This is a genomic window from Nocardioides sp. W7, assembly GCF_022919075.1.
Taxonomy (GTDB): Bacteria; Actinomycetota; Actinomycetes; order Propionibacteriales; family Nocardioidaceae; genus Nocardioides.
In genome coordinates this window covers 1,124,962-1,149,862 of sequence record NZ_CP095078.1, presented here as the reverse complement: position 1 = coordinate 1,149,862, position 24,901 = coordinate 1,124,962, and the positions used below count along the sequence as shown (strand labels likewise).

Annotated in this window: 17 protein-coding genes and 1 pseudogene; 4 read left to right on the top strand and 14 right to left on the bottom strand. The window is 70.8% G+C overall.

Translation table 11 applies throughout. The annotated features are described in order from the left end of the window. Positions 1–51: 51 nt before the first annotated feature. The 5 genes from MUB56_RS05480 to MUB56_RS05460 are packed head-to-tail and all read right to left on the bottom strand — an operon-like array spanning position 52 to position 6,520. A complete protein-coding gene (locus MUB56_RS05480) occupies positions 52–1,053 on the bottom strand; it encodes an ABC transporter permease (RefSeq protein ID WP_244930895.1) in 1,002 nt (333 codons plus the stop codon). Beyond that, positions 1,053–2,642 (bottom strand): sugar ABC transporter ATP-binding protein, encoded by a 1,590-nt coding sequence (locus MUB56_RS05475; RefSeq protein WP_244930894.1) that lies wholly within the window; start codon positions 2,640–2,642, stop codon positions 1,053–1,055. The genes MUB56_RS05480 and MUB56_RS05475 overlap by 1 nt, the downstream gene beginning before the upstream one ends. Then, a complete protein-coding gene (locus tag MUB56_RS05470) occupies positions 2,584–4,167 on the bottom strand; it encodes a hydantoinase B/oxoprolinase family protein (protein WP_244930893.1) in 1,584 nt (527 codons plus the stop codon). Before MUB56_RS05470 ends, MUB56_RS05475 begins: the two co-directional genes overlap by 59 nt. Then, positions 4,164–6,197 (bottom strand): hydantoinase/oxoprolinase family protein, encoded by a 2,034-nt coding sequence (locus MUB56_RS05465; protein ID WP_244930892.1) that lies wholly within the window; start codon positions 6,195–6,197, stop codon positions 4,164–4,166. Before MUB56_RS05465 ends, MUB56_RS05470 begins: the two co-directional genes overlap by 4 nt. Continuing rightward, the gene (locus MUB56_RS05460) at positions 6,194–6,520 is read right to left on the bottom strand and encodes an antibiotic biosynthesis monooxygenase family protein (protein WP_244930891.1); all 327 of its coding nucleotides are present in this window, start codon (positions 6,518–6,520) and stop codon (positions 6,194–6,196) included. Before MUB56_RS05460 ends, MUB56_RS05465 begins: the two co-directional genes overlap by 4 nt. A gap of 96 nt (positions 6,521–6,616) precedes the next feature. Between MUB56_RS05460 and MUB56_RS05455 the strand changes: the two genes are divergently transcribed. Both MUB56_RS05455 and MUB56_RS05450 read left to right on the top strand, forming a co-directional pair. Next, the gene (locus MUB56_RS05455) at positions 6,617–7,177 is read left to right on the top strand and encodes an XRE family transcriptional regulator (RefSeq protein ID WP_244930890.1); all 561 of its coding nucleotides are present in this window, start codon (positions 6,617–6,619) and stop codon (positions 7,175–7,177) included. 4 nt (positions 7,178–7,181) lie between these two features. After that, a complete protein-coding gene (locus MUB56_RS05450; RefSeq protein ID WP_244930889.1) occupies positions 7,182–7,730 on the top strand; it encodes a helix-turn-helix transcriptional regulator in 549 nt (182 codons plus the stop codon). 99 nt (positions 7,731–7,829) lie between these two features. Here the strand turns inward: MUB56_RS05450 and MUB56_RS05445 are convergent, their stop codons facing one another. The 3 genes from MUB56_RS05445 to MUB56_RS05435 all read right to left on the bottom strand — a co-directional run bounded on the left by MUB56_RS05445 (position 7,830) and on the right by MUB56_RS05435 (position 11,777). Beyond that, complete coding sequence (locus tag MUB56_RS05445) at positions 7,830–9,116, bottom strand: Glu/Leu/Phe/Val dehydrogenase (protein WP_244930888.1); 1,287 nt, start codon at positions 9,114–9,116, stop codon at positions 7,830–7,832. Between the two features lie 3 nt (positions 9,117–9,119). After that, on the bottom strand, positions 9,120–10,787 hold the full coding sequence (gene pruA, locus MUB56_RS05440) for an L-glutamate gamma-semialdehyde dehydrogenase (protein WP_244930887.1): 1,668 nt from the start codon (positions 10,785–10,787) through the stop codon (positions 9,120–9,122). Between the two features lie 63 nt (positions 10,788–10,850). Beyond that, a complete protein-coding gene (locus MUB56_RS05435) occupies positions 10,851–11,777 on the bottom strand; it encodes a proline dehydrogenase family protein (RefSeq protein ID WP_244930886.1) in 927 nt (308 codons plus the stop codon). A gap of 81 nt (positions 11,778–11,858) precedes the next feature. Between MUB56_RS05435 and MUB56_RS05430 the strand changes: the two genes are divergently transcribed. Then, the gene (locus MUB56_RS05430; RefSeq protein WP_244930885.1) at positions 11,859–13,025 is read left to right on the top strand and encodes a helix-turn-helix domain-containing protein; all 1,167 of its coding nucleotides are present in this window, start codon (positions 11,859–11,861) and stop codon (positions 13,023–13,025) included. 115 nt (positions 13,026–13,140) lie between these two features. Here the strand turns inward: MUB56_RS05430 and MUB56_RS05425 are convergent. Next, positions 13,141–14,147: pseudogene (locus MUB56_RS05425) on the bottom strand (IS481 family transposase). Positions 14,148–14,271: 124 nt separating this feature from the next. Beyond that, the gene (locus MUB56_RS05420) at positions 14,272–15,207 is read right to left on the bottom strand and encodes a 1,4-dihydroxy-2-naphthoyl-CoA synthase (protein ID WP_244930884.1); all 936 of its coding nucleotides are present in this window, start codon (positions 15,205–15,207) and stop codon (positions 14,272–14,274) included. Between the two features lie 96 nt (positions 15,208–15,303). On the opposite strand from MUB56_RS05420, the gene MUB56_RS05415 reads away from it, so the two are divergent. Continuing rightward, positions 15,304–15,747 (top strand): nitroreductase family deazaflavin-dependent oxidoreductase, encoded by a 444-nt coding sequence (locus MUB56_RS05415; protein ID WP_244930883.1) that lies wholly within the window; start codon positions 15,304–15,306, stop codon positions 15,745–15,747. A gap of 64 nt (positions 15,748–15,811) precedes the next feature. On the opposite strand, the gene MUB56_RS05410 is transcribed toward MUB56_RS05415, so the two are convergent. The 4 genes from MUB56_RS05410 to recC all read right to left on the bottom strand — a co-directional run bounded on the left by MUB56_RS05410 (position 15,812) and on the right by recC (position 24,867). After that, the gene (locus MUB56_RS05410) at positions 15,812–16,417 is read right to left on the bottom strand and encodes an amino acid-binding protein (RefSeq protein ID WP_244930882.1); all 606 of its coding nucleotides are present in this window, start codon (positions 16,415–16,417) and stop codon (positions 15,812–15,814) included. A 76-nt stretch (positions 16,418–16,493) separates the two neighbouring features. Further along, on the bottom strand, positions 16,494–18,257 hold the full coding sequence (recD, locus tag MUB56_RS05405; RefSeq protein ID WP_244930881.1) for an exodeoxyribonuclease V subunit alpha: 1,764 nt from the start codon (positions 18,255–18,257) through the stop codon (positions 16,494–16,496). After that, the gene (locus MUB56_RS05400; RefSeq protein WP_244930880.1) at positions 18,254–21,565 is read right to left on the bottom strand and encodes a UvrD-helicase domain-containing protein; all 3,312 of its coding nucleotides are present in this window, start codon (positions 21,563–21,565) and stop codon (positions 18,254–18,256) included. The genes recD and MUB56_RS05400 overlap by 4 nt, the downstream gene beginning before the upstream one ends. Beyond that, on the bottom strand, positions 21,565–24,867 hold the full coding sequence (gene recC, locus MUB56_RS05395; RefSeq protein ID WP_244930879.1) for an exodeoxyribonuclease V subunit gamma: 3,303 nt from the start codon (positions 24,865–24,867) through the stop codon (positions 21,565–21,567). Before recC ends, MUB56_RS05400 begins: the two co-directional genes overlap by 1 nt. Positions 24,868–24,901 lie beyond the last annotated feature (34 nt).

The window sequence follows — 24,901 nt, the reverse complement described above, 5'->3', positions numbered from 1 at the left end:
GCGAGGTAGTCGCTGCGCCGAAGCTCGACGAGCGATCCGAGAGTGGGGGTGCTACTTCTGCGTTCTTCTCGACCAGGCGTCGACCGAGACGGCCAGGACGATGATGCTTCCGAGAAGGACCTGCTGGTAGGCGGGATCGACCGCGAGGAGGTTGAAGCCGTTTCCGATCAGCGCCAGGATCAGGACGCCGACCAGAGCGCGCGGGATCGTCCCCTCCCCGCCGTAGATGCTGACGCCGCCGATGACGACGGCCGTGATGGCCTGGAAGGCCAGATCGGTCCTGATGTCCGCGGATGCGGACGAGTTGCGACTGGCGGCCAGAACTCCGGCGACGCCCGCGGAGAGCCCCGATACGGCGTAGGCGAAGATCTGAACGCGGTTGACAGCGACGCCGGAGTAGCGGGCGGCCTCGTAGTTGCCGCCGACCGCATAGATCCGTCGCCCGACCACGGTCCGGGAGAGCACGATCGCGGAGAGGACGGCGAAGACCACGAACGCGATTGCCGGCAGGGTGAGGTCGCCGAAGCGACGCAGACCGATCTTGGAGAAGGCGGGATCGGCCACGGCGAGGACCGAGCCCCTGGTGATGAGCTGCGCGATCCCGAGGAAGACCACGGACGAGGCGATCGTCGCCACGAACGGGTTGATCCGTCCGATCGTCACCAGGATCCCGTTGAACACGCCGAGGACCAGGCCGCTGGCCACCCCGACCAGCAGACCGAGCTGCGGGTTTTCGGCGTTGATCGCGACCCAGGCAGAGATGACCCCCGAAAGTGCGAACACGGCGTCCACCGAGAGATCGAAGCCTCCGGCGACGATGCAGATCGTGGACCCGCACGCGATGATGCCGATGGTCGACCACTGGTCGAGGATGTTCAGCTGGTTCGTCGTGGTCCGAAACGGCTCGGACACCAGCGCGAGGACGATGAACAACCCGACCGCGCTCGCGACGACTCCGTAGTCGCGCACCAGCTTGAGGTTGGATCCAGCGCGGCCGAGCCCCGCGACGGTGGTGCGGCTCTTGGGGACCTCTGGTGCGACCTGACTGCTCATCACGCCGATTCCTCTCGTGTGTCTTCCCGGAACATCAGGTGCAGGACGTTCTCTTCGTTGATGTCGGCCCCCGTCAGCTCACCGACGATCCGGCCACCCCGCATCACCAGCACCCGGTCCGCCAGGCCGACGACTTCCTCGTTGTCCGACGACACGAACAGGACCGCGGCACCGTCGTCGGCTATGCCGCGAAGCAGCTCGTACAGGCCTGCTCGCGCGCCGACGTCGACACCGCGAGTCGGCTCGTCTGCGAGCAGGACGTTCGGATTGGTGAGCAGCCACCGGGCGAACATGACCTTCTGCTGGTTCCCGCCCGAAAGCTGCCCGACCGGCGAGTCGATCCGGGTCGCGTCGAGACCGACCTGCGGAAGCATCCGCTGGACGGCGGCGGTCTGTCTCGACCTCGACACCAGGGACATCCGGCTGACGGAGCCGAGGTGGGGAAGGGTGACGTTCTCACGGACCGTGCGGCCGAGGACGAGTCCGTGGTCCTTCCGGCTCTCCGGGACCAGCACCAGGCCGGACTGCTGGGCCTGGCGCGGCGACCGGAACGCCTGGGTGGTCTCACCGACCGTGACCGAACCCCGGTCGGCTCGGCGGAGTCCGACCATGGTCTCGAGGAGCTCGGTGCGGCCCGCGCCGACGAGACCGGCGATGCCGACGATCTCGCCGCGGTTCAGCTGCAGGCTCACGTCCTGGAACTCGCCGGTCCGGCTCAGGTTCTCGACCCGGAGGACGGTCTCGAGGTCCGCGGTCTCCTTGCGGGCAGGGAACATCGATCCCAGGCTCCGCCCGAGCATCGACTCGATCAGGCTGTCGGGCGTCTCCCCCCTGGCCGGGGACGTTCGGACGAGGCGGCCGTCCTTGAGCACCGTCACGCGGTCGGCCACGGCCAGCGCGTCGACGAGGAAGTGGGTGACGAAGACGACGGTGCGCCCTTCGTCCCGCAGGTCCGTGATGATGCGGAGCAGCTGGTCGGCCTCCGCTCCCGCCAAGGAAGCGGTGGGCTCGTCCATGATGATCAGCTCCGCGTCGCGAGCGAGCGCCCGCATGATCTCGACCTTCTGCTGCTCGGCGAGGCGCAGGGACCCGGCGCGTACGAGCGGATCGACGGCGAACCCCGTCTTCGCCGAGAGGACGGCGTACTCGTCGAGCAGCTGACGCCGCTTCACCATCCCGAACGCGAATCCGGTGCGCCCCAGGAAGACGTTCTCGAGCACGGAGCGATCCGGAACGATGCTGAGCTCCTGGGCGATGAATGCGATACCAGCGGCGATCGACTCACGTGGGGACCTGAAGTCGACCTCGGCGCCAGCCAGGACGAGGGTTCCCTCGTCTGCCCGATGAACGCCCGCGACGACCTTGCCCAGCGTCGACTTCCCCGCCCCGTTCTCCCCCACGAGGCAGTGGACCTCGCCCCTGGTGATGGTCAGGTCGATCTCCGAGAGCGCACGAGCACCGCCAAAGTGCTTCGAGACCTGGCGCAGCTCGATCAGTGGCTGCGCGCCGCCTCCGGGAGCCACGAGAACGTCACTGCTCGGCGACACCGAAGCCACCCCCACCGCCGGTGAAGATGCTGACCGTGTCACCCGCCACCAGCGGCAGGCCGTTGGTCTTGAGCAGGTCGTCGCGGTTCACGCTGCCGGTGATCTCGACACGAGGAGGAAGCCCGGTGCCGCCGCCCTGCAGTCCCCAGGCCGGGGTCCGGGACCGGTCCATCCACAGGTACAGCTGGGTCGGGGCGTCGACCCGGTACCGCCGGACGATCCCGGAGCCACCAGACGTGCGTCCCGCGCCACCGGATCCGGCACGGACGCCGTACTCGGTGACGGTGAGTGGGTACCGGGCCTCGATGGCCTCGACCGGCGTGTTCCGGAAGCTGCCGTTGATGACGTTGATCAAGCCGTCCGCTCCGTCCGCGGACGACGACGCACCCCAGCCGCCCGCGTGCGCCTCGACGCAGAGGTACGACGGGTCCGCGGCGGTCTCCCCCGGTCCGGCGAAGTAGGAGATCATCGAGTCACCGAACTGGGCGGCGGTCACCTGCTCGGGCATCACCTCCGCGAACGCACTCACGAAGAGGTCGATCAACATCCCGAGCGAGGTGTAGTACCAGCCGCAGGCCGCCGGCTCGACCGCGTGGTGGACGGTGCCGGGTCGGGTGAGGACCTCGAGGTTCTGGAAGCAACCGCCGTCGAAGGACCGCTCTGAACTGAACAGCATCTTGAACGCGACCCGGACGGCGGCAACCGTCTGCGCTCGGCCACAGTTCACCGGCCCGAGAGCGGCCTCCGGGCTGCGCGTGAGGTCGACGGTCATTCGCTCGCCGAGGACCTCGATGCGGATACTGACCGGCACCGGCGCGTCGAGGACGATGCCGTCGTTGTCCATCAGCCCTTCGCCGAAGTAGACACCGTCCGGGATGTCACTCACGGTGGTGAGGTCGGCGGCGACGCTCTGGCGGAAGATCTCGTCGCGGCACTCCTCGACGGTCGGACGGCCGAAGCGGGCGAGGATCTCGAGCATCCGCCGCTGCCCGATCCGGCACGCCGCGATCATGGCGTTCATGTCGCCGACGACGAGATCACGGCTGCGGCTGTTGCGCCGGATGATGTCCATGATGTCGTGGACGGTCCCGGCGGCGGTCGCGATCTTGACGGGCCCCAGCCGCAGGCCTTCCTGGTAGACCTCGGTGGTCTCCGTACCGCCGCCCGGATCACGCCCGCCCAGGTCGGTGACGTCGCCGCGGGCAGCGACGTAGCCGGCGATCTCACCGTCCAGATGGACCGGGGCGAAGATCGTCACGTCGTTGACGTGCGTGCCCTGGATGTAGGGATCGTTGAGGCAGACGACGTCGCCTTCGGCGAGCCAGTCGGTCCCGCCTCGCTGTCGCAGGGACTCCTTGACGGCTTCGTCGAGGTTGCCCAGGAACAGTGGCAGGCCGCTGGACTGCCCGAGTACGTCGGCGTTTGCGTCGAGGAGTGCAACGGCCGCGTCCTGGTTCTCGTAGAGGAGCGGTTGGTACGCCGAGCGGACGAGCGCGGCGTGCATGTCCTCGGCAGCGGACTGGAAGAGGTTGCGCACGATCTCCGTGGTGATCACGTCAGAGGTCACGACAGGAGCTCCTTCTGCTGGGTGATGATCAGGGCGCCGAAGCTGCCGCGACGGACGGACCAGCCGTCCGGTACGAGCGTCGTCGAGCCGTCCTCCTGGACCACGAGGGGACCCGGGATCTGGGAGTCGCCGCCGATCGTGTCGCGACGGACGATCCGTGCGTCCCAGTCCTGGCCGGCGACCCGAACCCGACGAGTGGTCTCATCCGACTTCTCGGCGAGGGCCTCGTCGCGGTCGGCGAGCGTCGCCCCGACCCTGCCGGTGGCTGAGAGCCGTGCGTTGACCAGCTCGAGCGGGGACTCGGGCATGGCGTGACCGAAGTGCCGGCCGTAGGTCTCATGGAAGGCAGCCGCAAGGTCCTCGTCGCCGTCCGCCAGGTCATCGAGCGCGACGTTGATCGCGTGCTCCTGCCCGACGTAGCGCATGTCGACGCTGGCCGCGTAGTGCCGGTCACCCGACGCAACGCCCTCCTGTTCCAGCAGCACACGACCGCGACCGCGGAGCTGCTCGAGCGCGCTGGCCATGGCCGCGCGCGCATCGGCGTCGCCGAGTCGACCAGTCAGCGGGAGCGAGACGTCGTGCCGCACATCCGCGTGCAGCATGCCCCAGGCGGAGAGCACGCCCATGGCGTACGGGATCACGATCTCCTCGATACCGAGCTCCTCGGCGAGGGCGACGCTGTGGAGCGGACCCGCGCCACCGAAAGCGACCAGAGTGAAGTCACGCGGGTCGACCCCACGGCGCAGGGTGAGGGTCCGGATGGCGTTGGCCATCTTGGCGTTCGCGACCGCCAGGATGCCTTCCGCAGTCTCAACGGCGTCCAGACCGAGCTCATCGCCCACCGTTGCCATCGCTCGTTCGGCGGCGACCACGTCCAGGGTCATCCGTCCGCCGAGGAACCAGTCCGGGTCCAGGCGACCCAGGAGGACCTGGGCGTCCGTGACGGTCGGTTCCTTCCCGCCGAGCCCGTAGCAAGCAGGACCCGGGTCTGCCCCGGCGCTCTTCGGACCGACGCGAAGTCCGCCCGCCTCGGCGCGCGCGATCGAACCGCCGCCCGCACCGATCGTGTGGAGCTCGACGACCGGCATCCGCATGACGTGGTCGGCGATCTCACCTTCGTTGTTGAGGGTCATCGCACCGTCGACGACCAGGCTCACGTCGGAGGACGTGCCGCCCATGTCGATGGCGATCAGGTTGGGCCGTCCGAGGCCACGCGCGAGCGTCTCGGCGGCGACCACTCCGCCGGCTGGGCCGCTCAGGATCGTCTGGATGGGCTGCCGTGCCACGAGCTCGGCCGAGCAGACGCCGCCGCTGGACCGCATGACCTGGAGGGGCGCCGTGCAGCCGCGTTCCCGCAGCTGGGCGACGAGGTTCGTCAGGTATCTGTCGACCGTGCGCGCGACGTACGCGGTCGCGACCGTGGTCGAGGTCCGCTCGTACTCACCTTGCTCTGGGGAGACCTCGTGGGACAGGACGACGGAGAGGTCCGGGAGCAGCTCGAGGAGCCGGTCCCGGAGTTCGACCTCGTGGGCCGGATTCCGGTGCGCGTGGAGGAGGCAGACAGCGACCGTCGAGATCTCCTCGGCATGCAGCCACTGTGCAGCTTGCCGAACGTCGTCGGCGTCCAGCGGGGTCTCGACGGTGCCGTCGAAGCGCACCCGCTCGCGCACGGTGCGAACGTCCTTGTCGGCCACGACCGACGTGACGTTCTTGGCCCGGAGACTCCAGATGTTGTCGTTGCCGGCGCGTCGGAGGCGAAGCACGTCGTGGAACCCGGTGGTGGTGATCAGCGCGGTTCGCTCACCGGACCGGGAGAGGAGAGCGTTCAGTCCGGCCGTGGTGCCGTGGACGAGATACTCGATCCGTTGCGCGATGCCGAGCTCGTCGATGCCCTGCAACATGCCGAGGCTCGGGTCCTCGGGTGTGCTCAGGACCTTGTACGTCGAGGTCGTGCCGGCGGCGGGGTCCATGACGACGATGTCGGTGAACGTGCCGCCGATGTCGACGCCGACTCTCAGATCCCTGGTCATGCGTCCTCCTCGGGCAGGCAGGCGACGACCTCGTAGAGGTCGCCGCTCTCGAGCGGGAGCGACTCGGGCGCGAGAAGCTCCTCGAGGTCTCCGACCTCGGTCGCGCGCCCGGTCGACTTCGTCCAGGACTCGTAGTCGGCGACGGACTTCCACAACGCACTCACGACGACCTCGTCTCGGTCAGGCAGCCGCAGGTGCAGCTCGGCACCGGCGCACCCGCCCTCGCTGAGTGCTCGGGCGAGGATCTCGCGCCTCTCGTAGAAGTCGAGAACCTGGGGCGCGCCGTCGGGCCGGGGCCGTAGGCGGAGGATGCTTCTGATCACCGTCACGTTATCTCTCGTTCGTCATGAGTTAGTTTTGTAAGTAGAACAGGGCAATATCGACCCGTCAAGAGATTCGCCCTGCGCTAGGGTTTTGTTATGGACCGTTCGATCGCAAACCTGGGACAGGTCATCCGTCGGCACCGGCTGGCGGCTGGGATGAACGTCAAGCAGCTCGCACAGGAGACCGGCTACAGCGGCGCGTACATCTCGCAGGTCGAAAGCGGGACCACCCTCCCGTCGTTGAGCGCGCTGTCCACGATCGCCATGACCGTGGGTGCCGACCTCACCCAGTTCTTCCCGGTCGTATCGGGACCCAAGGTCCGCGTCTCGCGGGCAGGGGACCTCAACAAGCTGCGGATGTCACCCAACGCCGCCGAGGAGTACACGATCCTCAGCAGCCACGGCCCCGGCACGTCACTCACGGCACTGGTTCACCGCGCGTACCCGAGCGAAGAGCCACCGGTGAAGTTCAGGAACGTCGGTGAGCGATTCGCACTCGTGCTCTCGGGATCGGTGCAGTTCACCTTCAACGGCGAGACCGAAGACCTCGGCGCCGGAGAATCGGTGCACTTCACGTCCCAGACCCCCTACTCGATGGAGATCACCTCGAATGGCCCAGCAGAGATCCTCTGGTTCGTCAGCCCGGCGATCGTCTGAGTCGATGGCCCGCCGGACTCAGGACCCGACGTCACTGGTGACGACGATGGGGGCGCGTCTGCGAGAACGTCGACTGGAGCTTGGGCTGACCCTGTCCGAGGCGGCACGTCGGGCAGAGGTCTCGACCTCGTACCTCAGCGCGGTCGAGAGCGGTTCCAGTGCCGCATCCTTGCCGGTGCTCTCCCGCATCGCACACGCGCTCGAGCTGACGATCGGCGAGTTCCTGGCGGCAGAGACCACGTCGACGGTCGAGCGCGGCCGTCTCGAGACCGGCCGGGGCACGGCTCTGGTGAGCAGCTCGGCTCTCCAGATGCAGGTCGCGTTCCAGACATCCGATCCAGGCGAGTCGGGCGACTGTCCGCTCGAGATCGCGCAGAGCTCGGTCGTGGCGTTCGTCCTGTCCGGCAAGGTCGACGTCGTCGTGGACGGCGAGGCCTGGCATCTCGGAGAGGGAGACTCGCTTCATGCCCAAGAGCCCGAGAGCCTGCAGTGGGCGACGACGGGAGGGTCCGCCACCCTCGTCTGGGCGGCGGCGCCCGCAGAGGCTACGTAGAGCCCGGTCACGGTCAGATCGCCTGGACGGCGCGCGTGGTGGGCCCGATCCAGCCGCGGCAGTCCTGTCGGGGCCGCGGCGCAGATGCCAGGTCGTCGGTCACGGGTAGAGCCCTCGGGCGAGGTGCGCCGATGCCACGGCGTCGACGGCGATCGCGGTCGCGGCTCGACGCATCGAGACGTCGCGCTGGCGAGCCGTCTCGATCACGCGCTCCCACGCGGCCTGCATGCGGTCGCGCAGTCGCGCCTCGACCTCCTTCTCGCTCCACCAGTACGCCTGGTTGGCTTGGACCCATTCGAAGTACGAGACGATCACTCCACCGGCGTTGGCGAGGATGTCGGGGACCACGAGGCAGCCGGCGTTCTCGAGGATCTCGTCGGCATCGGGGGTCGTTGGTCCGTTCGCGCCCTCGACGACCAGTCGAGCCTGGACCCGGTGGGCGTTCCCGGCGTTGAGCACGCCCTCGACGGCCGCCGGGACAAGCAGGTCGACGGCGTCGTACAGCAGGTCGTCGCGGTCAAGGCAGGTGTCTCCTCCGTCGAAGCCGCCGACCTGACCCGTGGAGTCGACGTGGCGCACCAACGCCTCGATGTTCAGTCCGTCCTCGTTCCGGACCGCCGCGTACTGGTCGCTCACCGCCACGACCCGCACGCCCGCGCGCTCGAGGAGGACTGCGGCGTCGCGACCGACCTTGCCGAAACCCTGGATGGCCGCGGTCGCCCGCTTCTGGCGCAGGCCGATGTGATCCATCGCGGCGAGTGCGACGTGGACGACACCGGCCGAGGTCGCACTGGCCCGCCCCAGAGAGCCTCCGAGCGTCAGCGGCTTGCCGGTGACGACGCCGAGGGCGGTGTGACCTCGATTGACCGAGTAGGTGTCCATCATCCAGGCCATCACCTGGTCGTCGGTTCCGATGTCAGGCGCGGGGATGTCGGTCGTCGGCCCGAGGATCGGCATGATCTCGCTCGTGTAGCGACGCGTCACCCGCTGGATCTCGCCGCGGGAGTAGGAGCGCGGGTCGAAGCAGACCCCGCCCTTCGCGCCGCCGTACGGAATGTCGACCAGTGCGCACTTCCAGGACATCCACATCGCCAGCGCGCGCACCTCGTCGAGCGTGACGTCCGGGCTGTAGCGCAACCCGCCCTTGGTCGGTCCGCGTGACATGTTGTGCTGGACCCGGTGCCCGACCAGGAGCTCGACGGTGCCGTCGTCGCGTCGCAACGGGACCGACACGGTCAGCTCCCTGCGGGCGGTCGCCAGCATGTCGTAGATGCCCCTGCTGTGACCGAGTAGCGCGACGGCGTCGGCCAACTGCGTGCGCGCATCGCGCAGCGGGTCGGCACCGTCGACGGAGGTGCGGGTCGGGTCCACGGCTGTGAGCGTCATCGGTCAGTCCCTGTCGGCAGGAGGTGCGGTGGGCACCCGGGTCGATCCCAGATAGGGGTACCGGTAGTCGGTCGGAGGCACGAACGTCTCCTTGATGGACCGTGGGCTGGTCCACCTGAGGAGGTTGACCGCGGCGCCGGCCTTGTCGTTGGTGCCGCTGGCCCGGCCGCCGCCGAAGGGCTGCTGACCGACGACCGCGCCGGTGGGCTTGTCGTTGATGTAGAAGTTGCCGGCCGCGAAGCGCAGCTCGGCCTGCGCCCAGGCGATCGCGCGGCGGTCCTGGGCGATGATCGAGCCGGTCAGGGCGTACGGCGCGATCGACTCCATGCCGCGCACGACCTTGTCGAAGTCGGCATCCTCGTAGACGTGGACGGCCAGGATCGGGCCGAAGTACTCGGTCGTGAACATCGCGTCGGTCGGGTCGGTGGACTCCACGACGGTCGGGTTCACGAAGTAGCCGACCGAGTCGTCCAGGGTGCCGCCGACGATGACGTCGAGCTTGTCCTGGCGCTTCGCGCGGGTGATCGCCGCCTGGTGCTTGGCGAAGGCCCGGTCGTCGATCACCGCGCCCATGAAGTTGGAGAAGTCCGTCGGGTCGCCGATCGTGATGGTCTCGATCTCGGAGAGGAACGAGTCCTTCATCTTCTTCCACACCGACCGGGCGACGTACGCCCGCGACGCGGCCGAGCACTTCTGGCCCTGGAACTCGAAGGCGCCGCGGATCATCGCCGTGCGCACCACGGCCGGGTCGGCCGACGGGTGCGCGACGATGAAGTCCTTGCCGCCGGTCTCGCCGACGATGCGCGGGTAGGCCCGGTAGTTCTCGATGTTGTTGCCGACCTCGCGCCACAGGTGCTGGAAGGTCGGCGTCGAGCCGGTGAAGTGGATGCCGGCCAGGTCCGGGCTGGCCAGCGCGACCTTCGAGACCTCCAGACCGTCGCCGGGCAGCATGTTGATGACGCCGGGCGGCATCCCGGCCTCCTCGAGCAGCTCCATCGTCAGCGACGCCGCGAGCTGCTGGGTCGGCGAGGGCTTCCAGATGACCGTGTTGCCCATCAACGCCGGCGCGGTCGGCAGGTTGCCCGCGATCGCGGTGAAGTTGAACGGCGTGATCGCATACACGAAGCCCTCCAGCGGGCGGTGGTCGGTGCGGTTCCACACGCCGCGGCTGTTGGCGATCGGCTGGTCGCTGAGGATCTCGCGGGCGAAGGTGACGTTGTAGCGCCAGAAGTCGATCAACTCGCAGGCCGCGTCGATCTCGGCCTGGTACGGCGTCTTCGACTGCCCCAGCACGGTGGCGGCGTTGAGACGCTGGTGCCACGGACCCGCGAGCAGGTCGGCGGCCTTGAGGATGACCGCCGCGCGGTCGTCGAAGTCCATCTCGCGCCAACCCGGCGCGGCGTCGGCCGCGGCCTTGATCGCGGCCTTCGCGTCGGCCTGCGTGGAGTTCTTCAGGACACCGAGCACGTGCTGGTGGTCGTGCGGCTGGACCACCTTGATCTCAGCGCCACCACCGGCCTGGCGGCGACCGCCGATGTGCGCCTGGAGGTCCTTCTGCTTCTTCTCGAGCCGCTCGATCTCGATGCGCAGCTCCTCACGTTCGGGAGAGCCCGGGGCATAGGTCAGGTTCGGCTCGTTGATCGGGGCAGGAGGAGTCGTCACGGCGTCCATCTCAGGGTTCCTTCGTCATTCAGCAGGGTCGAGCGGAGGGAGGTGTGATGTGCGCGGGCTGCGTCAGGAGGACGTCAGGGCGCGCAGGAAGAAGGCGACGTTCGCCGGGCGCTCTGCGAGCCGCCGCATGAAGTAGCCGTACCAGTCGGTGCCGAACGGGATGTAGACCCTTACCTGTCGCCCGGCGTCGATCGTCTCGCCCTGGAGGTCGGTCCGGATGCCGTACAGCATCTGGGTCTCCCAGGACCTGTCGTCCTTGCCCGACGACCGTGCTGCCACAACGGCATGCCCGAGCATCCCTGGGTCGTGGGTCGCGACCATCGGGTAGCAGGTCGAGGCCATCAGGGCCGAGATGTCGCGGAGGTAGGCGCTGTCGACGTCAGCCTTGCTCTGGTGCGCGACCGACTCGGGCTCGCGGTAGGCGCCCTTCACGATGCGCAGGCGGGCCCGCGAGTCGCGAAGCTGCTCGATGTCTCCATGAGTGCGACGGAGGTTCGACTGGAGGACGTTCCCGACGAACTCGAACTCGGTGCGCAGTTTGGCCCCCACCATCAACGTGGCGTCGACCGTCGTGTGGTCCTCCATGTCCAGCGTCACGGTGAAGCCGTGGCCCTCGGCCGTCGCGCAGATCGCGTGGGCGTGCTCCGTGGCGATCGCATCTCCGTCACGCGGAATGCTCAGTCCGAGTGCGGACAGCTTGAGCGACAGGTCAGTGCCGCGGCCGGCCCCGGCCTGCACCAGGGCGCCGACGAGTGCGAGATAGGCCTCGCGGGTGCGGTGAGCACCCACGGCGTCGTACACGTCCTCGCCGAGGAAGTCGATGGTCACCGAACGGTGAGACCTTGCCAGGTCCAGAGTCGCGCGTACGGCGTCTGCGGTGTGTTCGCCCGCGATGAACCGGTCCACCACCTTACGTGTGAGGGGGACGCCTTCAACGATGCGGCGGGTCCGCGTGCTGCGAGAGGCACGGAGGAGAGCTGAACTGAGCATGGAGCAAACGTAGGGAGGTTCCGGTCCACCGAGGATGGACGAACAGTCGAATGTTCCTCGATCTTGTGCGACATTTGTCCAATGGCTGCGTTGGACGACCTGGTCGAGGACTTGGCCGGGTTGATGGGCGCGTCGTGCATCCTCGAGGACCCGGATCTCCGGCTGCTCGGGTTCTCGGACCAACGCGACGTCGACGTCGTCCGACAGCGGTCCATCCTCGAGCGAGGCTCGAGCCAGGAAGTCAGGGACTGGTTCTACGCGCACGGGATTCTCGACGCCGAGGGGCCACTCCGGACGCCGGCCGACCAGACCCGCGGCATCGTGTCTCGGGTCTGCGTGCCGGTCCGTCACCTGGGACGACTGCAGGGGTTCTTCTGGGTGCTCGACGCCGACGGCGCGATCGACGAGGCCCGTTGGCCCGAGGCAGCGCCGATCGCCGAGGAGGCCGGCGCACTGCTGAGCCTGGCCGAACGACGTCAAGCGCGCCGGGACGCTGTCTACCGAGAGGTCGTCGAAGGCGGACCCAGCGTGGCCGGACCGGCCGCGGTCGAGCTCGCCGGTGCTGCCGGGCTGCGCGTGGACGAGTCCGTCGTGGTCGCTCTGGTCGAGCGTGCGGATCTGGCGACCCAGCTCGCCAGCAGGCCCAGCCGTGGCGGGATGTTGTGGGTCCGCGAGTCCGGGGGACTCTGCGCGGCGATCGTCCGTGACGGGATCCTGGACCCCCCGATGACACTTCGGGAGGTGCTCACCGCGCTGGGTCTGTCCCGGCGGGTGCCCGAGCTGGATCGGACAACGCTCATCGGCATCGGTCCGCTCGTCCCGACCTTGGACGACCTTGCTGACGCGCGGTCCGGCGCGCTGGTGGCGCTGCGGGTCGCCCGCGAGAGTGGCGACCACGTGACCTCATGGGAGCAGCTCGGGCCGTTGACCCTGCTCGGGATCGCTCGCGACGCAGACCTCGCACGGGCCCTGATGCCGGTGTCGGTCCGCAAGTTCCTCGAGATGAGCCCGGAGTCGCTCGTCGAGACGGCTCACGTCTACCTCGAGGAGGCGGCCAACGTCGTCCGGACGGCAACCCGCCTTGGCCTCCACCGCCAGACCGTCTATCACCGCCTGGACGCGATCGAACGGGCTACGGGTATCGATCTCGCGACCGGAGGCGGCCGCCTCACCCTTCATCTCGCGCTCGAACTCGCGCCGTACGTCAGCGCCCACAAGCGCGTGCCGGACAGTCCGACCGAACCATGAGCCTCGTCTCTCACGGTGTCGTCCCGAGGGTGACGGCTGGCCGACGGACTTGCCTCGCACATCTCTGCCACACATTGACACCCCATAGGCCTCTGACCTGGGCACATAGCTTGATCTAGTTGTGATGCCCAGCCAGGTTGGTCAACCGGGTGATGGGTGAGGCCTTGCCGATGGCGGAGTGGGGCCGGTGGTGGTTGTACTCGTGGAGCCATGCTGGCAGAGCGGCCCGGCGGGCTGATTCGGAGTTGTAGAACTTCTTGAAGGCCCAGCCCTCGGCCAGAGTGCGGTGGAACCGCTCGATCTTGCCGTTGGTCTGGGGCCGGTAGGCCCGGGTCCGCTTGTGCACGATGCCGAGCTCAGCGCACACGTCGCGCCAGAAGTGGGACTTGTAGGCCGACCCGTTGTCGGACAGAACCCGCTCGACGACCACGCCGCGGGCGGCGAACCAGGCCACCGCGTTGCGCAGCACCAGGGTCGCGGTCTCCTTCTTCGCGTCGTCGTGGATCTCGGCGTAGGCCACCCGGGAGTAGTCGTCGATGACGGTGTGGACGAAGGCGGTGCCGATCTTGGCCTTGTGGTGCTTGTTCTTCACGCCGGTGCGCCGGGCGGTCGCGGCGCGGCTCTTGTTGCCCTGGACCCGGCCCAGGAACCGGTGCCCGCCGCCGTCGGGGACGTTGCCGAGCTTCTTTACATCGACGTGGATCATCGAGCCCGGGTGCGGGTGCTCGTAGCGGCGGATCGGTTCGCCCGTGGCCCGGTCGATGTGAGTCAACCGATTCAGACGGCACCGAACCAGCACCGCGTGCACGGTCGAGGCTGGCATATTGAGCCTGGCGCCGATCTCGACCGGGCCCAGGCGGTGCTTCCACCGCAGGTGCACGATCTTGCGGACCCCCGTACCGGGGTCTTGTTCGGCTGGTGACGCGGCACGGAGGACCGATCGCCCATCGCGTCCGGACCTTCGGCGGCGTAGCGATCAGCCCACCTCTTCGCGGTGCGCCACGAGACGTCGTAACGCTCTGCCGCGCGGGCGATCGGCCACCCGGAATCGACGATGAGACGCGCCAGCCGAAGCCGGGCACGAGGGGTCAGAGCAGCGTTGGAGTGGGTAGCGTGTGACACGAAGGCCTCCTGGATGTGAAGCGGTTCCTTAGACAGCTCCACTCCACACCGGGAGGCCTTCACCCATCCACGACATCAGACCGTGTCGTCACACCTTCTCGACCAACGTGCCTGGTCATCACATCTAGTAGTACCAGGGGAACGGCGACCAGTCGGGCTCGCGCTTCTCGAGGAACTGGTCGCGGCCCTCGGCCGCCTCGTCGGTCATGTAGGCCAGCCGGGTGGTCTCGCCGGCGAAGATCTGCTGGCCGATCAGGCCGTCGTCGATGGCGTTGAAGGAGTACTTCAGCATCCGCTGGGCGGTCGGGGACTTGCCGTTGACCAGCCGGCCCCACTCCAGCGCGGTCGCCTCCAGCTCGGCGTGCGGGACCGCCCGGTTGACGGTGCCCATCCGGACGCCGTCCTCGGCGGAGTACTCCTGGCCGAGGAAGAAGATCTCGCGGGCGATCTTCTGGCCGACCTGGCGGGCGAGGTACGCCGACCCGAAGCCGCCGTCGAAGGACCCGACGTCGGCGTCGGTCTGCTTGAACCGGGCCTCCTCGGTGCTGGCCAGGGTCAGGTCGCACACGACGTGCAGGCTGTGCCCGCCGCCGGCCGTCCAGCCCGGGACCACGCAGATGACGACCTTCGGCATGAACCGGATCAGCCGCTGCACCTCCAGGATGTGCAGCCGGCCCAGCTTCGCCTTGTCGATCGGGTTCGGCGCCTCGCCCGACTGCGCGTGGTGACCCTCCTCGTACTGGTAGCCCGCGCGACCGCGGATCCGCTGGTCGCCGCCGGTGCAGAACGCCCACTTGCCGCTCTTCGCACTCGGACCGTTGCCGGTGAGGATCACGCAGCCGACGTCGCTGGAGGTCCGCGCGTGCTCGAGCACCCAGAGCAGCTCGTCGACGGTCTTCGGCCGGAAGGCGTTGAGGACGTCGGGCCGGTCGAAGGCGATCCGGACGGTGCCGTGCTCCTTCGCCCGGTGGTAGGTCAGGTCGGTCAGCTCCTCGAAGCCGGGGACGACGTCCCAGGCCTCGGCGTCGAAGATCTCCGACACCCCGTCGATAGCGCTCATGGCGCAGACGGTATCGGTGGGTTCCGCCGGGGAAGCAGACGGTATCGGTGGGTTCCGCTGGGGAATGGCGCGCCCCGGGCCGGGCATTGGAGAGGTATGACACTTGAAGGCGAGTACGAGCCCAGTCCCGAGCAGTGGGTCCGCGACCAGGTCGAGGAGTTCGAGTCCTCCGGCGGGCAGCGCGGCAACATCCTGCGCGGCAACCCCGAGTGGCCGATCGTGGTCATCACCTCCCGAGGCGCCAAGTCCGGCAAGCTCCGCAAAAACCCCGTCATGCGGGTCGAGAAGGACGGCAAGTACGTCGCCATCGCCTCGCTGGGCGGCTCGCCGAAGAACCCGACCTGGTACTACAACTTCATCGCCCACCCCGAGGTCGACCTCCAGGACGGCGCCGAGAAGCACACCTACGCCGCCCGGGTGCTGGAGGGCGACGAGCGGGCCGAGTGGTGGGACTACGCCGTGGCCACCTGGGCGACGTACGGCGAGTATCAGGAGAAGACCGACCGCGAGATCCCGGTCTTCCTGCTCGAGCGGGTCTGATCGCCGAGTCAGCACTACTGGTGCTGACTCGGCCCACCATTCGTGCTGACTCGGCGGGTCGGGGTCAGCCGGCGCGGGCGATCGACATCGCCAGCGCCACCAGGTGGCCGAGCCGGGCGAGCTCGGAGTCCAGGAACTCCGGGCCGCCCCGGCGGCCGATGATGACCACCTCGTGGTGGTTGAGCCGCGCGCCGCAGTGCACGTTGTCGTCGTCGGTGTCGAGCCGGGCGGCCCGGCCCATCGACACCCACGTCAGGGCGGCCGGAGCGGCCTCGGTCGCGTAGACGACTCCGGCCTTCTCGCTGACCCGCGCGGCCCAGTCGGCGCGGAAGGTGATCGGCAGCAGGTCGATCAGCCGGTCCAGCGCCTCGGGCGGGTTGGCGGTCAGCTCCTCGACCGCCTCCAGGTCGAGGAAGAGGTTGCCGCCGGCGGCGTAGCGGCTGATCCACACGACCCGGACACCCTCGATCGCGTTGCACGCGGAGACGATCGAGTCGGGCATCGAGCCGGGCGCGATCTCCAGGAGCACATCGTCGACGGCCGTGCCGTCGTGGCGCTTCTCGACGATCTCGATCGCCTCGATGTCGCCCCCGGCCTCACCGATCCGGCTCGCGACCTGGCCCAGGGACCCAGGGACGTCGGGCAGCTCGACGCGCAGCAGGAATGGCACGTCACGACCCTAACCGGCCCACGTTGCGGCGCGGTTTCCGCGTGTCAGGGTGCGGACCCGGGAGGCCCGGGCATCGCTAGAGCTGCCGGAGCCGGTGCTGGAGTCCGGACGCGCGCTGGGCCCGGCGGGCGACCGCGGCTCGGACGTCGTCCTCGGATCCCACGACGACGACCTTGTCCCGAGCACGGGTCAGCGCGGTGTAGAAGAGCTCGCGGGTCAGCAGCCGACTCTCCGGCGGCGGCAGCACGATGACGACCTCGTCGGCCTGGCTGCCCTGGCTCTTGTGGATCGTCATCGCGTGCATGGTCTCGACCTGGGCGAGCCGGCTGGTCGCGAGGTCGTGCTGGGTGACGCTGCCGGCGACCGCCGCCCGCAGGGACCGGTCCTCACGGCGTACGACGACGCCGGTGTCGCCGTTGTAGAGGCCGAGGCCGTAGTCGTTGGCGGTGACGAGGAGCGGCCGGCCGGCGTACCAGGTCGACCAGATCGGCTGGCCGGTCTCCTCCCCCAGCCAGCGCTCGACCTGGCGGTTCCAGTGCTGCACGCCGTGCGGGCCCTCCCGGTGCGCGCACAGCAACCGCTGCTCGTCGAGGATCCGCAGCGCACCGCCGACCTCGCCGGCCTCGGCGGCGCGCAGCAGCCGCACCGCGTGCGGCACCAGCAGCTCCCGCAGCCGGGGAGCCGGGTCGGCGTCGTCGACCAGCTCGACGTGGTCGCCGCCTGCACGGAGCAGCTCGACCACGAGGTCGGGGTCATCGGCCCGGACCGCCTCGGCGAGCGTCCGGATCGTCTCCCCGAAGCGGTGCGAGGTGCGCAGTCCCGCGACCTGGACGTCGCTGCGCTCGCCGAGGCCCTCGACGAGGTCGGCGAGCACCGCCCCGGCCTCCACCGACGTCAGCTGGTCGGGGTCCCCGACCAGGATCAGCCGGGTGTCGGGCCGGACCGCCTCCAGCAGCCGGGCCATCATCGTCAGGGACACCATCGAGGTCTCGTCGACCACGATCACGTCGTGCGGCAGCCGGTTGTCGCGGTGGTGGCGGAAGCGGGCGGCGGTGTCCGGTCGGCTGCCGAGCAGCCGGTGCAGGGTGACCGCCTGCAGGCCGTGCAGGGCGTCCTGGTCGGACCCGGGCAACTTGGCGACCTCCTCGACGACGGCCTGCTGGAGCCGGGCGGCCGCCTTGCCCGTGGGCGCCGCGAGGGCGATCCGCGGCAGCGGCCGGTGCTGGGTGCGGGCCTGCTCGGCCAGCAGCGCGAGCAGCGCCGCGACCGTCGTCGTCTTGCCGGTGCCCGGGCCACCGGTCAGGACCGTGGTGCTCTGCTGCAGCGCGATGCGGGCCGCGGCCCGCTGTTCGTCGTACCCCTCGGCCGGGAAGACCCGGTCGAGCGCCACCTCGAGAGCCTGCGCGGCCTCCTCGGACATCGGCACCGGCGCCGGCCGGGCCAGCAGGTCGTCGCAGACCTGCTCCTCCTCGCGCCAGTAGCGGTCGAGGTAGAGCAGCCGGTCGTCCAGCAGCCGGAGGACCTCGGGCTCGCGCGTGAGCGGGCTCGCGGCCAGGGCGGCCCGCCACTCGTCCAGGTCGGGCCAGGGCAGGTCGGGAGCGAGCGAGTCGGCGGCGACCGTCGTCAGGTCGACACAGACCGACCCGCCACGCACGGCGCGCACGGCCAGCGCGACCGCGAGAGCCACCCTCGGCTCGGCCTCGCCCGCGAGGTCGCAGACGCGGACCGCCACGTGCACGTCGGCCGCCTCCAGCACCCCGGCCCGGTTGAACTCCGCCAGCGGCTCCTTCGCCGTCAGCGCGAGGCGATGGTCGCGCGGGTCGTCGTAGGCGGTCGTCATGACGTCACCCCGTCGAGGAGGTCGGACAACGCGGTGACCAGGGACGGGGGCGGGGTCCAGCTGAAGACGCCGGCCGGGTGGCCGTCGTCGAGCGGGGTCTCGGGCCCGCACATGCCCCGGACGTAGAGGTAGAGCACCCCGCCGAGGTGGATCGCCGGGTCGTAGCCCGGCTGCCGCCAGCGCAGGTAGCGGTGCACGACGACGGTGTAGAGCAGCGCCTGCAGGGGGTAGTCGGAGTGCAGCATCGCGGCCGTGAGCTGGTCGCGGCGGTAGTCGTCGGAGGTGAGCGGCGCGTCAGGCGTGCCCAGGCGGTTGGTCTTGTAGTCGACGACGAGGTAGCGGGAACCGTCCTCGCCGGGCACCCGGAGCACCACGTCGATCGATCCGGTGAGGTAGCCCCGGAGCGACTCCTCGGCCAGACCCGGGCCGGTGAGCCGGTCGGAGTACGGCAGCAGCGGGTCACCGGCCGGGAGGTGGCGGCGGAGCAGGGCGCCGATGTCGGCGAGGACGACCCGCGGACCGGTGGCGTGGTCGCCGCCCGCGAGGGGGATCTCGAAGTCGAGCTCGCGGAGTCGGTCGCCCAGCCCGACGTCGCCCAGCGTCAGCCCCGGTGCCAGCGGGCCGAGCGGCGTGCGGTGCAGCGGCACCAGCCCCGACGCGAGGTCGTCGACGCCCGCCTCGACCGGCCACCAGGCCAGTTGCTCGCGGACCCGGGCCGCGAGCTCGGCGACCAGGTCGGGAGCGTGCGGGTCGGCGTGCTCCAGCACGCCGTGGACGAGCGAGCCGAACGTCGCGCCGGCGGGCAGGTCGGCCATCGGGGAGACGAGTCCTCCCACGGTCTCCCCGGGAGTCGGGGTCGGGGCGACGGGCAGCGGCCCGTCCGCCTCGTCGTCGAGGACTCCGACCTCGGGCTCGGAGGTGACGCCGCGCAGCTCCTCGGCGGCCCGGATCAGGCCGGAGTACGACGTCCGCCGCCACGCCAGGTCGATGCTCCGGTCGAAGCGACGCACCCCCAGCGCGGTCGGCGGCGACCCCGGCGGTGTCTCCTCGGCGGCCACGAGCAGCGCCTGCTCGATGCTCGGGCCACCGACCGACTCCCAGCGTCGGAGCTGGGTCAGCGCGGCGACGTCCTCGACCTTGTCCTCGCACCGGTCGGGCACCTCGGCCTGACCCGGGCCACGACCGCGCAGCAGCCGGGACAGGCCGCCGTTCGGCTCGTCCCACGAGGGCGCCCACCAGGCGACGACCTGCGACTGGGCCCGGGTGAGCGCGACGTAGGTGAGCCGGATGTCGTCGCCGGCCATCTCGGCCCGGCCCCGGGCCTCGATCGTGCGGAAGCCCGGCTGGCTCTTGCCGCCGATGTCGAGGCGGCGCTCGTCGTCGTGGTGGTAGAGCACCACCTCGCGCTGCGGGAGGTAGCGGTTGAACGCGAAGGGCAGGTAGACGAGGGGGTACTGCAGGCCCTTGCTGACCCAGACGGTCATGATCTGGACGGCCGCGGCGTCGCTGTCGAGTCGCCGGTTGCGCTCGCCGGCGCCACCCCGCTCGTCGCACTGGGTGCGCAGCCAGTCGAGCAGGGCGGGCAGGCCGAGCCGGTCGCGGTGGGCGGTCTCGTGGAGCAGCTGACCCACGTGGGCGAGGTCGGTCATGTGCCGCTCGCCGCCGCGCCAGGTCAGCACCCGCTCGGCCAGGCCGGCGACCAGTGCGGCCTCGAGGACCACGGCGATGCCCCGCTCCCGCACGTGGTCGGCCCACTGCCGCAGCGTGTCGGCGACCTGGTCGGTGAGCCGGTCGCCACCCGCGGCCAGGTCGGCCGCGGACTTCCCGAAGAACATCGTGGACGCCGCCGCCCGCACCAGCCCGCTGCGGTGCGGCTGCTCGAACGCCTCCAGCAGGCACAGCCAGTCGGCAGCCGCCTGGGAGGCGAAGACGTCGCTGTCGCCGGTGTAGACCGCGGGGACGCCCGCCTCGGCCAGCGCGTCACGGCAGACCCGGGCGTCCTTGTGGGCCTCGACGATCACGGCGATGTCGCTGGCGACCAGCGGCCGGCCGTCGTACGACGCCCCGGACGCGAGCAGACGCTTGACGTCGGCGGCGAGGTCGGCGGCGACGAAGGGGCGCAGCTCGTCCATGGCGATCGTCCGGGTGCCCTGGAGGCCGAACTTCTCCCGGGTGACCACCCGCAGCCGGAACGGGTCGTCGACGGGCGCGCCGGCGAGCCGCTGACCCGACCGCTGGGCCTCGACGGGCCGGACGACGATGTCGGGGTGGCCGAGCGCCGCCCCCTGCAGGACCTTCTGGAGCCGCTCGACGAGCGGTCGATCGCTCCGCCAGTTCGTCGCGAGGGTGCGGTGGTGGTCGGCCTGCCCGGCGGCGCGGAGGTACGTCGAGATGTCGCCACCGCGGAAGGCGTAGATGGCCTGCTTGGGGTCGCCGATCAGCACCACGGTGGTGTGGCCGACGAACGCGCGCTCGATGACGTCCCACTGCACCGGATCGGTGTCCTGGAACTCGTCGACCATCACGATCCGCCAGCGCTGCCGCATCCGCACCCGGGCCGGCGCGTCCTCGCCCTCCAACGCCACCGCGAGTCGGCCGAGCAGGTCGTCGAAGCCGAGCACGCCGAGCCGGCGCTTGCGGCGCTCCAGCTCGGCGAGCACGTCGGCGGCGAAGGCGTAGCGCACGGCCGCGGTCGAGCCGGCCGGCGGGTCGAGCGGGGTGAGCACGGCGCGCGGGTTGGCCACGACCTCGCGGGCGAGCAGCAGCGCCTCAGCGCGGCTCACCGCCGGCTTCTCCTGCTCGTTGCCGAACCGCTGGAGGTAGAGGTCGTCGACGACCTCGGTCACCAGCTCGTCGAGGCTCTCGACGAGGGTGACCCCCGCGTCGGTGTCGCCCGCGACGCCCAGCGAGCGCAGCACCAGCTGGCAGAACTGGTGGGTGGTCGCGATGGTGGCGGCGTCGAAGCCCGCGAGGGCGTCGCGCAGCCGGTCGCGGCGGGCGGAGAGCTCCTCGACGCTGCCCGTGACCAGGTGGCGGAGCAGCTCGTCGGCGTCGTCGCCGAGGACGTCGGGGTCGGCCAGCGCCTCGGCCGCGACGAGCAGCTGGTCGCGGACCCGCTCGCGCAGCTCCTGGCTGGCGGCGCGGCCGAAGGTGATCAGCAGCATCTCGTCGAGCGTCGCGCGGCCCTCCGCGACGTACCGGGTCACCAGCGCGGCCAGCGTGTAGGTCTTGCCGGTGCCGGCGCTCGCCTCCAGGACGGTGGTGGTCGGGCCCGACGGAAGCGGGCCGAGCAGGTCGAAGGGCTCCATCAGGTGATCGCCCTCTCGCTGCGCAGCAGGGGCACCCAGAGCCGGGCCGAGAGCGCGCCGAAGCGGGTGTCCTCGCCCTCGACCTCCTCGCCCGGGGGCACCGGACCGAGCAGCGTCTCGAACGGCGCGTTGGCCCCCCAGACCCGGACGTGGGCGGGCTCGGCGTCCTCGGCGGGGAACCGTGCCGACTTCCACCGTCGTCGGGCCGCGTCGCGGGGGTCGTCGCCCATCAGCCGCGCGCTCGCCCAGGCGAACGACGACTTCAGCGGCAGCGGCAGCGGCTCGCGCCGGCCGGCGTCGTAGATCGCCACCAGGTCGGCGAGCAGCCCGAGCGGCTCCTCCACCGCTGGGCCGAGCAGCCGCTGGGCCGGCTGCGAGCCACGGGGCGCGCGGCCGATGGTGAGGGCGGTCCAGTTGTGGTCGTCGTGGTGGGCGGCCAGCGCCAGCAGCCGGATCCAGGACTCCAGCAGGTGCTTGCCGTCGAGGCGGGAGTAGCCGACCGCGACCAGCCGGTCGGCGTACACCGGGGAGACCGTGCCGGTGACCCGCCGCCCGTCGGGCAGGACCACGGCGACGTCGTGGGCCCTCGGCGGCACCTGGCGGTGGGTGAGCGCGTGGATGGCGAGCTGCATGGCGGCCTCACGGACCTCGCTCGCCTTGCGCCAGCCGAGCCGGCCGGGCGGCAGTGACCCGCGGCGCCACTCGGCCGCGAGCGCCTGGTCGGGGTGGATGCCGCGGAGCATGTCGGCGAGCATCCGGTCGCCCACGCCCCAGGTCTCGAGCGCGTCGATCTCGACCGGCATCGCGTCGGAGAGCCCGTCGGCGTCCCACGGCAGGGTGACGTCGAGCGCGCGGAAGAAGCCCTTGACCGGGTCCTTGAAGAACTGGACCAGATCGGCGAGCGGCACGTCGTCGTGACCGGGAGGCGCCAGCGGTCGGTCCAGGAACTCCGGGGCGGGCGGGCGGGCGCCGGTCAGCGTGCGGGCCGCCACGAGCATCGACGGGTCGAACGTGAAGGGCGTGGGCACTCCCAGGGCGCCCGGCGTCACGTTGCTCGCGTCGAAGGGCTGCAGGGGGTGCTCGACCACGATCCGGTCGCGGACCGGGTCCTCGGTGGTGCGATCGAGAGCGTCGAGCAACTCACCGAGAGGTACGGCGGGGGGCCGCGGACGGCCGCTGTGCTCGTTGGCGCCGGTGTAGGTGACGACCAGCCGCTCGGCGGCCGCGCCGATCGCGTCGAGCAGCAGCTGGCGGTCCTCGGAGCGGACGTCGCGCTCGCCGGTGACCGGGTCGCGGGCCAGCACGTCGTCGCCGTCGACCAGGCCGAGCCGCGGGAAGATCCCGTCGTCGAGCCCGAGCAGGCAGACCACGCGGTGCGGCACCGACCGCATCGGCACCATGGTGCAGACGGTCAGCGTGCCGGTGCGGAAGTTGGCCCGGGTGGGCCGGCCCGCGAGATGGCTGCCGAGCAGCGCACGGACGTCGGTCAGCCTCATCAGGGTGCCCTCCCGGTCGGCCGCATCCGCGAGCACCGCGGCGAGCTCGCGCTGGACCTGTCCGGTCTGCCACGCCTCGGCTGAGTCGACCCGGGTCAGCGCGCTCACCCCCTCGGCCAGCGCGGCCAGCCAGTCGCCGAGCGGCCGGGCCCCGGTGAGCGCGTCGGTCGCGACGACGAGCCGGTCGACGTACTCGGCGAAGCGCCCGGTCAGCTCGACCCGGTTGCTGCCGACGTCGTCGAGCGGGAGCGTGGTGCCGAGCCAGGCCCGGGAGTCGTCGGACAGGGCGACGCCCGCCAGCACCCGGTCCAGGCCGAACTGCCAGGTGTTCTGGATGAAGTCGAGCCCGAACGGCGCCCGGTGCTCCGGGTCGAAGCCCCAGCGGACGCCCGACTCGCGCGTCCAGGACGTGATCGCGTCGAGGTCGTCGTCGGTGAACGCGAACCGCTTGCGCACCGGCTGGCGCTGGGCCAGGTCGAGCACCCGGCTCGCGGTGGCGCGCCCGCCGGCGAGGTCGAGCAGTTCGGCGGCGACCCCGAGCAGCGGGTTGGTCTGGGTCAGCGCCCGGTCGGCGAGCCGGACCCGGAGCCGGTGGGCCGGGTGACCGCCCTCGACGACGTCGGCGAGCCCGAACCCGGCGGTGATCAGCGGGGCGTAGGTCTCGATGTCGGGACACATCACCAAGATGTCGCGCGGCTCGAGGGTGGGATCGTCGTCGAGCAGGCCGAGCAGGACCTCGCGGAGCACGTCGACCTGCCGAGCGGTGCCGTGGCAGCTGTGCACCTGCACGGTGCGGTCCGCAGGGTCGAGGCGCCGACCCTGGGGGCGCGCGGCGTCGGCCCGCAGGTCGGACTGCAGCCAGCCGAGCATCGTCGCGGGTGGCTCGGGCCCGCGGTGATGGACGTCGCTCGCGGCGACGCCGTCACCGAGTCCGCGCTGCAGCTCGCGCACGTCGCGGCCCAGCGTCGCCAGCAGGGGGTGACCGACCCGGCGGTGGGTCAGGTCCTCGCGGCGCGGCACCGGCCCGCCGGCGCCCGCCAGGCCCAGCCACGACGCCGCGCTGGGGTGGGGCAGCCACAGGTGCAGGTCGTGGTGGTCGGCGAGCGCCCGCAGCAGCTCGATCTCCGTGCGGGGCATCCGGGTGTGCCCGAAGAGGGACAGTCGGGAGGGCAGGTCGACCGGGCCCGCGGCGAGGCGGGCGAGGGTGGCGTCGTGGCGCTCGTGCGGGGCTGGCGCGTCGATCCGCTCGACCAGCGCGCGCCACAGTGGCGGCTGCCAGGCGAGGTCGGCGTCGAGCTCACCGCCCGTGCCGTCGGAGGGCGATCCCCGCAGCCAGTCGACGAGCAGCTGCGGGCGCTGGGAGGCGTACGACGCGAACAGCCCGGCCACCCGCCGCGCGACGGCGTAGCGCCGACCGCGGCGGAACTCCGCCTCGTCGCCGGTGTCGAGGTGGCCGAGGTGAAGCGCGAGGGTGTGCGCCCACGGCTCGTCGAGGCTCGCGTCGATCACCTCGAGCAGCGGCCAGGCGAGCGCGTCGGGCGCCCAGGGGTCCTCGTCCACGGTATCGGTGAGCTCCGCGACCAGCGACCGAGGCGAGCGGAAGTCGACGCCCGCGCAGACCCCGTCGAGGCGCTCGCCGCGGCCGAGGCGGTGGGAGAGCCGCTGACTGAGCCAGCGCTCGACGCCGCGGGCCGGAACCAGCACCAGCTCGCGGGCGAACGGGTCGTCGAGCGGAGTCGCGAGCAGGTCACCCAGGGCGTCCGCGAGCACGTCGGTGCGCTCGGCGCGGTGCAGGTGCAGGCTCACGGGCGGCAGCATCGCACGCGGCTCCGACAGCCGA

What these genes read in the sequence shown, in the direction of transcription:
- MUB56_RS05430 (WP_244930885.1), top strand. Translation starts at nt 11,859, where the DNA reads ATGGCTGCGTTGGACGACCTGGTCGAGGACTTGGCCGGGTTGATGGGC.
- MUB56_RS05435 (WP_244930886.1), bottom strand. Translation starts at nt 11,777, where the DNA reads ATGCTCAGTTCAGCTCTCCTCCGTGCCTCTCGCAGCACGCGGACCCGC.
- MUB56_RS05480 (WP_244930895.1), bottom strand. Translation starts at nt 1,053, where the DNA reads ATGAGCAGTCAGGTCGCACCAGAGGTCCCCAAGAGCCGCACCACCGTC.
- pruA (WP_244930887.1), bottom strand. Translation starts at nt 10,787, where the DNA reads ATGGACGCCGTGACGACTCCTCCTGCCCCGATCAACGAGCCGAACCTG.
- recD (WP_244930881.1), bottom strand. Translation starts at nt 18,257, where the DNA reads ATGACGACCGCCTACGACGACCCGCGCGACCATCGCCTCGCGCTGACG.
- MUB56_RS05455 (WP_244930890.1), top strand. Translation starts at nt 6,617, where the DNA reads ATGGACCGTTCGATCGCAAACCTGGGACAGGTCATCCGTCGGCACCGG.
- MUB56_RS05420 (WP_244930884.1), bottom strand. Translation starts at nt 15,207, where the DNA reads ATGAGCGCTATCGACGGGGTGTCGGAGATCTTCGACGCCGAGGCCTGG.
- MUB56_RS05450 (WP_244930889.1), top strand. Translation starts at nt 7,182, where the DNA reads ATGGCCCGCCGGACTCAGGACCCGACGTCACTGGTGACGACGATGGGG.
- MUB56_RS05415 (WP_244930883.1), top strand. Translation starts at nt 15,304, where the DNA reads ATGACACTTGAAGGCGAGTACGAGCCCAGTCCCGAGCAGTGGGTCCGC.
- MUB56_RS05445 (WP_244930888.1), bottom strand. Translation starts at nt 9,116, where the DNA reads ATGACGCTCACAGCCGTGGACCCGACCCGCACCTCCGTCGACGGTGCC.
- MUB56_RS05400 (WP_244930880.1), bottom strand. Translation starts at nt 21,565, where the DNA reads ATGGAGCCCTTCGACCTGCTCGGCCCGCTTCCGTCGGGCCCGACCACC.
- MUB56_RS05465 (WP_244930892.1), bottom strand. Translation starts at nt 6,197, where the DNA reads ATGACCAGGGATCTGAGAGTCGGCGTCGACATCGGCGGCACGTTCACC.